Here is a 14,038-nt window from a genome sequence, read left to right as displayed (position 1 = left end):
CATCTTTTTATGTTTATTTAGCTTTTTCTAAAGCATTTTGAACAGCTTCTATAATGCCATTACTACTTCTAGTAGCACCAGAAACAGCATCAACATTTGTAGATTGAGCTTTTATTATTTCGTCAGGAACAACACTAGAGGCTCTTTCAAAGAACTTAGGGGTTTCATTGTTAGATAAGAGTTCTATATTTGATATTTTATTGTCCTTAATCGTTACAGAAACCTGTAAATTAGGGCTAAAGCCAGTACCACTAGCAGTGTAAGTTCCATCTTTATATTTAACTTGAGGATTAGCAGTTGTAGTTGATATAGGTGGAGTAGTATTAGGCAAAGAAGAAGAAATAAAATTAGATCCAGCATACATACCTGCAAAGGTTGCTATTGCAATAGAACTAGCTAGCGTTGGGGTTATGTTTTCACCAACAATGTTCATTTGAGTATTTTTTCTTGGACAGACATCCAGACATTTTAAACAATCTATACATTCCCCGCTGGTAACCTTAGGATATTTATAAAGATCTATTCCCATTGCACAGTTATTTGTACACAATCTACATTTACCACATTTTTTAGTTGGTTTATTGATTTTAAACAATCTAAATTTAGAGGTTAGAGTAAAGATCCCACCTAGAGGACATAGGTATCTGCAGAAGAACCTCTCTACAAAGGCAGCTCCTACAATTATTATACCAAGTATTATGAAGCCTAGAGAATACTGAAAAATAGCAGTCTTAAGGTTCGGTATTTGGGCAAAGGCATTCCAAGGACTATAGTTATTAAGGTTGCTATTTTTTAACGTCCAAACAAAAATTCCTATGAGAACTAGAATAATGTATTTAAGAAGCTTGAGAAGATTATCTGTTTTTTCATCTACTTTAAATTTTGTTTTGAATATTTTACTGGATAACATATATATAACATCATTCATAAATCCAAAGGAACACATCCAACCGCAAAAAAATCTTCCAAGTATGATGGTTGTTAGTAAAGTAATTACGGCTATAGAGATTGAAGAAAATAGAGTTATTAAATCAAAGTTACCTTTTAGAATATTAGAGTATAGAATTCCTATTTGACTAAATGCTAATACAAATATGCCTGGGAGCAGAAAAAGAAATATTAACTGAGAAATAAATCTTGCTATCTGTAATTTTGAAATTTTTTTAATCATTATCCCACCTCTTTAAATTGAAATTCTTTATTTGAGATTTTGAAATTACTTTTTATATCATTTGTTAAATAGACTTCTTTTTTCTTTGTTACAAAAATACAATCAACACCTTTAATGGAATTTACTAAATCAATACCTTTTTTTACTCCCATAATGTAAAGACCAGTAGATAAACCGTCGCCATCTATAGATTCATCAGATATGACACTTACGCTTAAGACCTCATTATCTTCGGGATAACCTGTTTTAGGATTTATTATATGGTGATATTTTTTACCTTTATAAATGGAGTATCTTTCATAATTTCCCGAAGTCACCACTGATTTATTCTTTAGGTTCAATATTCCAATATAGCCTCCTCTTTCGGAAAATGGATTTTGAATTCCTATATTCCAGTTATGGGAACGATCTTTTTTTCCAACAACAAAAATATTCCCACCCAAATCAATTATTCCATGCTTTACTTTATAGTTAGTGAAAACTTCTTTTACCTTATCAGCTGCATAACCTTTAGCTATGCCACCTAAATCTACACTTTGCTTTTGCTTTTTTAGCATTATTGAAGAGTTTTTTTTATCAAGAACTATGTCAGTGTAATTAACGAGGCTAATAGAAGTAGAAATTTCAGACTCTTTTGGAATTCTAAAATTTTCTTTACCTATATTCCATAAGTTTACTAGTGGCTTTATGGTAGGATCAAAACATCCATTTGTTAATCTGCTATAGTATATTGAATTTTCTATTAATGAAAAGGCTTCAGAACTTAGTTTTATAAAATTGTTGTGAGCAGTTCTATTTATTTTAGAAACCTCACTTAAAGTTTTAAAAGCAGAAAATTTATCATCTATTTTCTCTAAAACTTTAATAGATTCATCTATAGCAGTTTCAGCATTTTTACCATAAGCAGTTAAATTTATGACGGTGCCAAGGCAATATAAAATTTTATTAAAAGAAGTATCATGAAAAAAGATATTTTTAAACATACTAGTTACCTCCCTTAGAACACATTAAATATTACAGCAAACCTCTTAGAGTATTATTAAAGTTTCCTTAGAATTTGCTGAGAAAAGTGTAAAAAGAGTATAAAATGGTAGTAGTAATTACAGAAATTTTGTAATTACTGGGTTTAAACAAATGCTTGCATAGTTTATAATGCTAAATGTAAAGTATTAATAAAATAATTGTTGAAAAATCAAGGCTATAATGAGATATCATTATAGCCTTGATTTATGGTATTAGATTCTTTTTAATTTTATATAAAATGAGGTTCCTTGATTTATAATACTTTTAGTAGAAATTTCACCACCATGACTTTGTATTATTGATTTTGCAATGGATAAGCCAAGTCCATATCCACCGGATTCTCTTGAACGGTGTGTTTCGCTTCTAAAGAATCTGTCGAATATGTGAGGAAGATCTTTAGAAGCTATACCTATTCCATTGTCTGATATCTTTAAAATAAATAGAGTGTCTTCTATAGACAAGGATAGTGTTATAATTCCAGTTTCTTTATCAGTGTAATTTATGGAATTTTGAACTATATTAAATATGACCTGCTTTATTTGATTTTTATTTCCCAAGAAATAAGCATTATTATCATATAAATTTAAATTTACTTGTCTATTTTTAGCAAGTATTTTTAGCTGAGGATAAATTTCTTCGATTATATCACTCATGTTTTGTTTTGTCATTTCAGTATGAGTACTCCGATCTAATCTAGTAAGAGTTAAAAGGTTATTGACTAGTTCAGTTAATCTTTCGCTTTCAATAAGAATAGTATTTAAAGCGAGTTTTAATTTCTTTTCGTCTTTATAAGAGCCTATTAATAAGACCTCAACAAATCCACGTATGGAGGTTAAAGGCGTTCTCAGCTCATGAGAGGCATCTGAAATAAATTGCTGCATTTTTTTCTTTAGCTCCTTTTCACGATTGAAGGAGATTTCTATACGTGAGAACATATTATTAAAAGCAGTTGCTAAGTGATCTATTTCAACTTGATTGTTGTTTTCTGAAAGCCTTTTGTTCAAATCACCTACTGTAAGATTATTTAAAGTATGTGCTATTCTATATAAAGGTTTTAAGGTATGTTTTATTAAAGTTCCTCCAATTAAAATACTTAAAATCAAAATAAGCACGCAAGCTACTATGTAGATGTAAATTTGTTTGTACAGAAATTGAGCTGCAGAATGGTAAGGAGTGGTTAACTGAATAAGTCCTAAAGGTGAATTTAAATTACCTATTTTACGCCATATAGTTATTTGTGGCTCTCCACATTTATTTTTAGTAATTGTATAACCTTCTAAATTGCCTTCTCTTTTCATTATAGCCTTGTATTCGGAGGCCGAAATTATAGGAGGAGAGGTAGGATGTTTATCCTTAATGTGAAATAGAAGTACGTTTCCATTCTTGTCTATAACAGAGGAAGTAGTATCAAAGTATAGAGATTTTTTTATAAGATACCCAGAATTTTTTTTAAGAGAAGCCTCTGAGTCTATAGTTGTCATTAAGTGAGCTACATTGTTTATTCGCGATTCTAAAAGCATTTCTTTATCTTTGCATATATAATGTCTTAAGAAAAAGTATTGAAATATTTCTAGAATTATAAGGAAACATATTAATAGCAAAAACATCCTTCTTAAAAGCTGCCATTTTAAGCTTTTTTCCTTAAATATTGATATATTCACTTATATCACCACCTTGTAGCCCACACCCCTTACGGTACGAATTATGGTGTGATTTTTATCTGAAATTTTATCTCTTAAATAACGTATGTACACTTCTACTATATTTTTTTCTCCTGTGAAATCATAGCCCCATACTTTTTCAAGTATTTGATCTTTACTCAAAGCTATTCCATTATTTAAAAGAAGATATTTTAATAAGTTATACTCTGTTGGAGATAGTGATAAAATATCATCTTTATAAATGATTTCGTGAGCACTATCTTTTATTAAAAAAGGTCCAATAACAACTTTGTTTAAAGTCTCTGAGAATGAATTTCTAAGTCTTGCGTTTATCCTAGCTAAAAGCTCTTTGAAGCTAAAAGGTTTTATCATATAATCGTCTGCACCTAAATTAAGACCTAGGACCTTATCGTCAATCTCATCCTTTGCAGTTAGCATTATAATTGGAATGTTTGAGGCCTTTTTTATTAAGGAACAAACCTCATAGCCATTCATGTAAGGGAGCATTACATCTAAAATTATCAAATTTGGATTTAATTTTCTTGAATATATTACTGCATCGTTTCCGTTGAAAGCAGTGTATACCGTAAAGCCTTCTGCCTCTAAACCCATTTTTAAAAATTCAACTATGTGCTCTTCGTCATCTACCACCATTATAGAAAAATTATTTTTAGTAATTAAGGACATAATTAGCTCTCCTTTTGTTAGTTTTCATGTGAAATATTTGGCTTGAAAACTAGATTAAGTTAAACCTTATATTAGAAAAAATTAATACACATTAAAATTTTAATTATATATTAACATAAATTTATAAAAATATATAATTAAATATGGTTTATTTATTTGTAATTTTGTATTTTATTATGTAATATATATAATAAGCTAATAATTAAAGTGAGGAGAGTTATATTATGAAACTTAGGAGTATTGTGAGTAAATTATTGGTTTTGTTTATACTAACATATGTAGTATCTGCAATGCCACTTAAAGCTAAGGCAGATGCTTTTACAAGTGTTACAGTAGGAGGTGATTTAAGCGAACAACAAAAATCAGATATGCTTAAATATTTTGGAGTAACAAAAGATCAGGTGAATTTAATACAAGTAAATATAGATGAGGAAAGAAAATATTTAGGCAATGTAGCAACAAAGGAACAGATAGGAACTAAGTCTATATCCTGTTCATATGTTAAGCCAACAGAAAATGGTGGATTAGATGTAACTACATATAATATATATTGGGTTAATTCAGATATGATCAAGAATGCCCTTATTACAGCAGGTATAAATAATGCAGAGGTTAAGGCAGCAGCACCCTTTAATGTATCAGGAACAGCTGCACTTACAGGAATAATGAAAGGTTTTGAAGCTAGTAAAGGTGGAAACCAAATAAGCGAGGCCAATAAACAAGCTGCAAATCAAGAATTGGTTACTACAGGAGAATTAGGGCAGAAAATAGGTAAAGATAAAGCTGCTGGATTAATGAATGAAGTAAAGAAGGAAGTAGTTGAACAAAAACCTGATAGTAAGGATGAAACTGAAAAGATAGTAAAAAATGTAGTGAATAACTACAATTATAATTTAAATGATAATGACATAAACAAAATAACAAATGTAATGTATAAAATAAGCAACCTTAATTTAGATTATAGCAAAATAAAAGGACAGCTTAATCAAGTAGCAAGCAAGTTGAAAAGTACATTACAAAGTGATGAGGCTAAAGGATTTTTTAGTAGAACATGGACATCTATTAAAAATTTCTTTCAAGGATTATTTTAAATACTAGGTAACTAAAGAAAAAGTAATGATCTTTATGTAAATTAAAGATTAGCAATTAAGTTAGGAGTTAAGAATGGAAAAGGAATATTTATACAGAAAGCATTTAAGAAAACCGGGTTTACTTTTTGGAAGTATGCTTGGGGTATTTATGCTATTTTATGTTGGAATGATTTTAATAGGTGTTTTAGACGTAGGAGGCAGCGCAGGAATAGATCCATCAGCAATAGGGATATTTGTAGGAGCTGGTATATTTGTTATTGTGCTTATAGGACTTGAATTTCTGTTACTTTATTTTATATTGTTCAGAAGGTTTAAAAATATAAATATTAAATTAACAGATGAAGGTATAGTATATAAGAATCTCAAGGGAACCGTATCAATTAAATACGATCAAATAACAAAAATTAAATTTCCATCAATACCTTACATAGGTGGATGGGTTAGAATTGTTTATAATAATAGTAACAATAGCAGTAAAAGTATAAGACTAACAGTAGTAGTGGAGAACATAGGAGACTTTATTTTAGATCTAAAAGATAAAATGGATTCTATGGGAAAAGAAGATGTATATATAAGAAGAAGAATGTTTAGTTTTTATAAAACTGCAAAGTATAGTGACTACAGTTGGGAAAGAATATATGATTACATTAAAAAGATTGGAATTTTCATTGTATGCAATTTTGTAGTATCAGTTATATTATCAAAACTATCTGTAAATATTCCTGCTAAATTCTTAATGGGATTTTCTGCACTTATAGTTCCTATTTTGGTATATTTATTGTGTGAAATAATACTAGGAATAAAGGCAGCAGGAAAATCAGTAGCAGAGAAATTTTACGTTCCAGACAGAGATAAGGCACTTGAAGGTAAAATATATAAATGTGCTTTTGCAATATATTCAGTTCTGTATATAGTACTATCAATTTTAATTGGAAGACTGTAAGAAAAACAATTTATACATCAAAAAGAGTGAGAAGTTTATTTTTAGCTACTCACTCTTTTTTCATACCCTCATATACTAGATTTCTGTAATACCCATCTTTTTTCATAAGTTCATTATGATTTCCCATTTCTACAATCTTACCATTATCTATAACTAGTATTTTATCTGCATTTCTTATAGTTGAAAGTCTATGAGCTATTATAAAAGTAGTTTTATCACGTGTAATATTTTCTATTGCCTTTTGAATGAGCTTTTCAGTATATGTATCTATGTTTGCAGTAGCTTCATCTAGAACAAAAATAGAAGGGGTATGAGCTATAGCTCTTGCAAAGGATAAAAGCTGTTTTTGACCAGCGGAAAAGGTTTTACCCCTTTCCATAACAGGTTCATTAAGTTTGTTAGGTAGTTTTTCAATAAAGTCTTTTGCAAAGGAAGCTTCAACTGCTGAGTTTATAACATCTTCTGGCACAAAATCATTAAGTGTTATATTGCTTTTTATGTTTCCTGAAAATAAAAATACATCTTGGAGCACCACAGCAACATTTTTTCTTAAATCTGAAGGTCTTATTGAATTTATGTTGACACCATCTATTAAAATTTCACCTTTTTGAACCTTATAAAAACCACTTATAAGACTTATTATAGTTGTTTTACCTGCACCGGTTTCTCCAACAAAGGCTGCTGTTTCTCCTTTATTTATTTTGAAATTTAAGCCTTTTAATATGAAATTTTTATTATCGTAGGAGAACCATACGTCTTTGAATTCAACGTCTCCCTCAATTTTCTTCATAGGAATTCCTTTATGCAAATCCTCAAGAATAATTTTTTTATCTAAAAGTTCAAATATTCGATCTGCAGAAACAAGAGCAGATTGAATTGTTGTGTAGCTATCTGCAAGATCAGAAATTGGATCAAAGAATTGTCTTATATAGCTTGTAAAGGCATATAAAACGCCTATTTGAATGGTATGGTTTGCGATTTTGGCCATTCCATACCAAAGAAGCAGTGCTATGGATAAATTTTGGAACACGTTTGAAGCAGGACGGAGAATACTATTTAAGCGTACTTGAAATAAGGTGGCATTGAAGTATTCATTATTTAAAGCTTTAAATTCTCTTCTCTTTTCCTTTTCTGCTGTAAAGATTTGAACAAGTTTCATTCCGGATAAATTTTCAGCCATAAAACCATTGATTTTACCTATTAAGCTTTTCATTTTAGCAAAGTTTCTTTTAATTCTCGTTTTCAAAGAAAAAACTAAAAAAAACATAATAGGTATTACAGAAAATGAAATTAAAGAAAGCTCTATATTAAGAGAAAGCATAGCATATATAATTCCTAAAAGTAGAAAAATATCTTGAAATAAGCTTATAATTACATCTGTGTACATTTCGCTTAAAGCTTCTACATCATTTGTAGCTCTAGTTATGAGACTACCGGAGGAGGTTTTATCTAAATAGGATAAAGGAAGAAGCTGTATGGTCTTAAATACAGAACTTCTAAGGCCTTTCATTATACTTTGAGCGGCCGAGTTTATTAGATTTGCCTCACTTATTGAAAAAAATCCTCCTAGAGCTACTACGCCAAAATATAAAAAGCCCATAGAAGATATGGAATAAAAGCCACTTTGGACTCTCTTTCCAACTAGAAAATCATCTATTGAGACCTTTAGTATGAAGGGTTTTAGTAACTCTGCTGCATTTACTAAAAGTACACATATAGCAGAAAGAATAATTTTTTTCTTGTAGGGTAGAGCAAGATGAAGAAGGCGTGTAAGGCTATTTAAGTTTTTATCATTTTTTGTCTTCGTATTGTTCTTTATATATGTCATAGTATATTCCCCCCTTTGCTAAAAGCTCTTTATGAGAGCCTATTTCGGCTATTTCACCTTTATTGAGTACAATTATCTTATCTGCATTTTTTACAGCAGAAAGCCTATGGGCAATAATTATTGATGTTTTTTCATTTCTAAATAACTTTAGATTTTCTATAATATTTGTTTCGGTTATGGTGTCAACAGCAGATAAGGCATCATCAAGTATTAATATTGGAGGATCTTTTATAACTGCACGAGCTATAGATACTCTTTGTTTTTGACCACCAGAAAGATTTATCCCCCTCTCTCCAAGAACTGTGTTAAAACCATCCTTGAATTTTAAAATAGTATCGTATATACAACTTATTTTTGCTGCTTTTTCTACTGCTGCATCGTCATACACATCTTTAAAAAATTTTATATTATCCTTAATTGTAGAAGAAAATAGAAAGTTATCCTGAGGTACGTATCCTATGTTATTTCTTATACATGCTAGGGTGTAATCATTTATGTCTCGACCATCAAAAGCAATACTGCCGTTTTCTACATTATAAAGCTTCAAAAGTAAGTTTACCAAGGTACTTTTTCCGGAACCTGTTTTTCCAATTATACCAATTAGTTCACCTTTTTTTATTGATAAATTGATGTTTTTTAGAGTTTTGATATCAGTGTCTTTGTATTTAAAGCTCAAATTTCTTATCTCTATATTTCCTTTAAGTGGTATATTTATTGATTTTTCACCATCGAGTATATCTTTTTTAGTACTAAAGATTTTATTTAACCTTTTAAGAGAAGCCATTCCTCTTTGAAATATTACAAGAATACGCCCAATAGACATTACTGGTGCCATTATCATTGCAAGATAAGTGTTAAAGGCAACAAAATCACCTAGGGAAACGGTACCTTTAAGAACCATATTTCCACCTATTATCAAATTTGCACAAAAACTTAAAGAAAAGCAAAGTTCAATTATAGGTGAAAGAGTTGATGATACCCTTACCATTCTTAAGTTTGCTATAGCCATAGCATCATTTAGTTTTTCAAAGTTTTCTACTTCTTTTTCTTCTTCAACATAGGATTTTATAACTCTAATGCCGTTTATATTTTCGTTAACTCTGTCAGATATGTTTCCAAAGCTTTCTTGTACTGTGGTAAAGCGTGCACGAATTAATCTACTAATTTTAATCATAATTATTACAATGAATGGAATCGGTGCAAGACAAAGCAAAGTAAGTTTTAGGCTTATTGAAAATATCATAGAATAAATGGAGGATAGGCAAACAGTTAAGCCATTTACAGTCATGGCTATAGAGGGACCAAAGGTTATTCTAACTGCTGAGATATCGTTTATAGCATAAGCTATTAAGTTTCCTACTTTTTCATTATTATAAAATTCAGGAGAAAGTTCTTGGAATTTATTAAATAATTTCTCTCTTAAGTAGCATTCAAGTGTTCTTCCGGTACCTATTATTAAGTTTCTCCAAATATATGTAAGTAAAAATGTAAAAAAGGCTATTAAAACTATGTACAAAATATTCTTTTTTACAGATATCATACTGAAATTATTTTTTTTTAGTATATCAATTGTATTTCCTAAAACCTTTGGAAATAGTGTCTGAATGTAGGAGGATAGAAAGACAAAAATTAACCCTATAATGTATTTAAATTTATTTCTGTAAAAAAAGTTTAAAAGTATGTTTTTATTCATGAGTACCTCCCAACCGATTAACTTTTTTAAAGTATTATAATTATATATTATATCATTTCAATATGGAATTATATACATAATGTTAAAGTTTGTGTTTATTATGTTATATCAAGGTTAAAAGTGATTTTAAAGTGTTTATTATGCATACCTTGCATGGTAATACGTAGAAAAAATGCATATTTTTTATGGAGGTAGTAAAATGTTTCAAAGAAAATAATTTTATCATTATGTTGTGTAGGAGCTTTTATATTAATTAACCCTAAAGTAGCTTTATATGCTAAAACTTTTTCTGTTATTGACTATAATGTTGCAGGTTTACCAGAAGGACTTTCAAGTAGTAATCCAGCTGCTAATACGCTTCAAATAAGCCCGCTTTTAAATGGCTATGATATAGCTTCAGTGGAGGAGGATTTTGCTTATCATAATGATTTAATAAAATATGTAACTTCACCTTATCTTACTGAAACCTCGGGAAATGTTCCTTTTGGAGATGGCCTTAATTTTATTTCAAAGTATCCTTTCTATGATACTGATAGAGTAACTTGGAATAAAAGATATGGTACTATAACTGATGGAAGCGATCAGCTTACACCTAAGGGCTTTATGTATTCACAATATGAATTTGAGCCAGGAGTTTATGTTGATATATATACTCTTCATGCAGATGCAGGTGATGATGAAGGGAGCTATGAAGCTAGAAGAGATAACATTGAGCAACTAGCAGCCTATATAAATGAAAACTCTAAGGGCAATGCCGTAATAGTTATGGGTGATACAAATACAAGATATACAAGGCAGCAGGATAATATAAAACAGGCTTTAGTTGATGCGTGTAATTTAAAGGATGCATGGGTGAAGCTTGATAGAAATGGAGTATATCCAAGCACTGGAGAACCACTTATGGATGAGACAAATAGAAATAGTGCTAATTTTGAGGTTGTTGATAAAATACTTTTCAGAGGAAGTAAATCACTAACTTTAGATGCACTTTCGTATAGACTTGAAGATACAAAATTTGTGGACAAAAGTGGCAAGCAGTTATCTGATCATTATCCAATAATAGCTCAGTTTAATTATACAAAAACTAATGATATAGCCTTAAGTGAAAGCTTTGGAGGAAAAGGGGGTATTGGCTTTAATTATATTGATAATATACCCAATAGCAGGATTTCTAAATTAACTATGAGATCTCAAAATAGATTAGATGCTTTATCTGTGGAATATGCTGATGGAACGGAACTATCAAGTGGAGGAACAGGTGGAGATGAAAACTCAATTACACTTAAAGAGGGAGAATATATAACAAAGGCATCCATATGTAAGGGACAAAAGAGTGGTACAAACACAGATAGGATATTCCATGCAAAATTTGAAACAAATAAAGGACAAGTATTAGAAGGAGGGACTAAAACAAATGACTCTGAAGTATTCACCGTACCAGAAGGATGGTATATAGCAGGATTTTTTGGAAGATCTCAGGACGAGGTGGATAAGCTAGGAGTAATTTATAAAAAAATACCGTAATAACACTTTTTTTAAAATACCCCCTATATTTATGTTATAATATTAAATACATTAGTTGAAATGTTAACAGAATGATAAATTAGGGGGATGAAATGAAAATAATAGAAAACTACAAGGGGCTGCCTAAGAGTATATATTTTTTATTTTTGGTGCAGGTTATCAATAGGTTGGGGGACTTTGTATTTCCCTTTCTATCACTGCTTTTAACACAGAAGCTAAAATTCTCAATGGCTACTACAGGAACTATTGTGATGATTGCTTCAGTAGTAGGAGTTCCAGCCTCCTTTATAGGAGGAAAGATAGCAGATAAGTCAAGTAGGAAGCTAACCTATATATTAGGACAAAGCTTTGCGGCAATTGTTATATTAATCTGTGGATTTATTAATATTCCTAATTTGACGGTTGCACTTTTAATAGCTTCATCATTTTTTAATGGCTTTGTAAGACCTACCATATCAGCAATGGTTGCAGATTTACTTCCAGCTTCAAAAAGACAAATGGGATCATCTCTTTTATATTTAGGAATAAATTTTGGAGTTGCAGTAGGTCCAATAATAGCAGGATTTTTGTTTAACAATTATCTCTCACTTTTATTTATAATAGATGCTTTAACATCTTTTATAGCAGTAATTATTGTTTTAATACTAATTCCAGACACAAAAGCAGTAAAGCATGTAGGGGAAGATAGAATTGAGGAGAAAGAGGAGAAGGGAAATCTTCTTCAAATACTTTTAAAAAGACCATTTGTAATATGTTTCTTTGGTGTAGATATGATATACAGCTTAGCCTATAGACAATGTTCATTTTCAATGCCAATTATGATGAATAAAGTGTTTGGCTATAGTGGGTCATCAAAATATGGATTTTTGATGAGTGTAAATGCTTTAACAGTAGTTGCACTTACTATATTTGTTATGCATGTAACTAAACGCTTTAGAACCCTCACAAATATGGCATTTTCAGGACTATTTTATGCTGTGGGCTTTGGAATGATAAGTATAATAGGAAACAGCTATTTACTATTTATAATTTCTACAGTGATATGGACTATGGGGGAAATATTAGGAGCAACTAATTTTGGAGTTTATTTGGCAAATAACAGTCCTAGAAACTGTAGAGCTAGATTTGGTGCGGTTGGAGAGCTAATATCCTCAATAGGGGGAGCAATTGGAATATTTGGTGCTGGTAAGCTGATAGAGAGTTACGGAATCAATATGATTTGGAGGGTGATTTTTATAATAGTGCTTTTAGGCGCTGGACTTATGCTTACACTTCAATATTTTCAGACAAAACGTGTAGAACAAAAGATAGCACATGAGATATAGTTTCATGTGCTATCTTTTTGTTTCATTAAATGTAGTGCTTAATATTTAGTAATATAAATATGATTATATGTAATTAAAACCATAATACCATTAAAAATAATCATGTAAACGTTGGGATGCATTGTTTTCGTTAGTCTTGACTTATTGAGAACTAAGTATAATTATTATAAAATTTAGGAAATCAGTGTTTTATAGGGATATAATAGTAATTACATTTATAAACTTTATAGAATATTGAATTTACTAAGTTGAAATTCGACTTATATCCACAAAAGGAATGAGAGCGAGGTAATTTAATTGATTAAAAAAATTTATGGAAGCAGACTTCAAACTAGACAAATAACTATGGTTGGGTTATTGTTTGCAGTTACTATTGTTTTGGGAGCCACAGGGCTTGGCTTTTTACCTATACCACCATTTAAAACTACAATAATGCACATACCTGTTATAATAGGAGGAATAGTAGGAGGACCTATAGTAGGAGCTATTACTGGACTTTTATTTGGAATTTTTAGTATTATACAAGCTATAAATACACCACTTCCCACATCCTTTATATTTATGAATCCAGTTGTTTCGGTACTACCAAGGGTTTTAATAGGGATTGTTTCTTACTATGTTTATAAAATAATAAAAAAGAAATCAGAAAAAGCTGGTGTAGTTACAGGAATTATTGCAGGTTCATTTACAAATACACTCGGCGTGCTGGCGATGATTTATTTATTATACATAGACGCTTATGCAAAAGCTCTTCATATAAGTTATTCAACGGCAGTAAAATCATTATTGCTCCTTGTGGCAAATGGAGTTTTATCTGCAGCTATGGCACTTGTTATTTCAGTCCCAATTATATTAATAGTTAAGAAAATAAGAAGATAGAGATTTAATAAAGAGTATTATCAAAACAAGGTGTACTAAAATGAGTACGTATTACTTTAAAATTTAATCTTTTATTTAAACTCGGGGGTAGATTGTATCTATCCTCTAATTTTATATATATTTATAAAAATAATAGTAGCTTTTATAGATATCAAGTATGATAATAGTTATAAGAAAAAATATTTTCGGAAAAAGTTTTAAGTATATGGAGGA

Annotated in this window: 11 protein-coding genes; 5 read left to right on the top strand and 6 right to left on the bottom strand. The window is 30.1% G+C overall.

The window, feature by feature from the left end; genetic code table 11:
- Positions 1-13 precede the first annotated feature (13 nt).
- From CA_RS14225 to CA_RS14210, 4 genes are all read right to left on the bottom strand, one after another.
- Positions 14-1,171 carry an FMN-binding protein gene (locus tag CA_RS14225; RefSeq protein ID WP_010966048.1) on the bottom strand — a complete coding sequence of 386 codons (1,158 nt, stop codon included), beginning with the start codon at positions 1,169-1,171 and terminating at the stop codon, positions 14-16.
- Complete coding sequence (locus CA_RS14220; RefSeq protein ID WP_010966047.1) at positions 1,171-2,154, bottom strand: FAD:protein FMN transferase; 984 nt, start codon at positions 2,152-2,154, stop codon at positions 1,171-1,173. Before CA_RS14220 ends, CA_RS14225 begins: the two co-directional genes overlap by 1 nt.
- 252 nt (positions 2,155-2,406) lie before the next feature.
- On the bottom strand, positions 2,407-3,855 hold the full coding sequence (locus CA_RS14215; RefSeq protein ID WP_010966046.1) for a sensor histidine kinase: 1,449 nt from the start codon (positions 3,853-3,855) through the stop codon (positions 2,407-2,409).
- Entirely contained in the window at positions 3,856-4,542 is a 687-nt protein-coding gene (locus CA_RS14210; protein WP_010966045.1) for a response regulator transcription factor, read from the bottom strand.
- 224 nt (positions 4,543-4,766) lie between these two features.
- On the opposite strand from CA_RS14210, the gene CA_RS14205 reads away from it, so the two are divergent.
- Together CA_RS14205 and CA_RS14200 are read left to right on the top strand one after the other, a co-directional pair.
- Positions 4,767-5,633 (top strand): DUF1002 domain-containing protein, encoded by an 867-nt coding sequence (locus CA_RS14205; RefSeq protein WP_010966044.1) that lies wholly within the window; start codon positions 4,767-4,769, stop codon positions 5,631-5,633.
- 73 nt (positions 5,634-5,706) lie between these two features.
- Positions 5,707-6,576, top strand: coding sequence for a hypothetical protein (locus tag CA_RS14200; RefSeq protein WP_010966043.1), 870 nt, complete (start codon positions 5,707-5,709; stop codon positions 6,574-6,576).
- A 49-nt stretch (positions 6,577-6,625) separates the two neighbouring features.
- Here CA_RS14200 and CA_RS14195 read toward each other — a convergent pair whose 3' ends face one another.
- Positions 6,626-8,404: an ABC transporter ATP-binding protein gene (locus CA_RS14195; RefSeq protein WP_010966042.1), complete on the bottom strand. Its 1,779-nt coding sequence runs from the start codon at positions 8,402-8,404 to the stop codon at positions 6,626-6,628.
- Entirely contained in the window at positions 8,367-10,097 is a 1,731-nt protein-coding gene (locus CA_RS14190; RefSeq protein ID WP_010966041.1) for an ABC transporter ATP-binding protein, read from the bottom strand. The genes CA_RS14195 and CA_RS14190 overlap by 38 nt, the downstream gene beginning before the upstream one ends.
- A gap of 399 nt (positions 10,098-10,496) precedes the next feature.
- Here CA_RS14190 and CA_RS14185 point away from each other — a divergent pair, with 399 nt between their 5' ends.
- The 3 genes from CA_RS14185 to CA_RS14175 all read left to right on the top strand — a co-directional run bounded on the left by CA_RS14185 (position 10,497) and on the right by CA_RS14175 (position 13,825).
- Positions 10,497-11,621: a jacalin-like lectin gene (locus tag CA_RS14185; protein WP_013913596.1), complete on the top strand. Its 1,125-nt coding sequence runs from the start codon at positions 10,497-10,499 to the stop codon at positions 11,619-11,621.
- Between the two features lie 92 nt (positions 11,622-11,713).
- The gene (locus tag CA_RS14180) at positions 11,714-12,946 is read left to right on the top strand and encodes an MDR family MFS transporter (protein ID WP_010966040.1); all 1,233 of its coding nucleotides are present in this window, start codon (positions 11,714-11,716) and stop codon (positions 12,944-12,946) included.
- Positions 12,947-13,243: 297 nt separating this feature from the next.
- Positions 13,244-13,825 (top strand): ECF transporter S component, encoded by a 582-nt coding sequence (locus CA_RS14175; protein ID WP_010966039.1) that lies wholly within the window; start codon positions 13,244-13,246, stop codon positions 13,823-13,825.
- Positions 13,826-14,038: the final 213 nt, after the last annotated feature.

This window comes from Clostridium acetobutylicum ATCC 824, from assembly GCF_000008765.1.
Lineage (GTDB): Bacteria > Bacillota > Clostridia > Clostridiales > Clostridiaceae > Clostridium_S > Clostridium_S acetobutylicum.
Note: the sequence above shows the minus strand (reverse complement) of the source record. Positions and strands in the feature narration are given on the sequence as shown.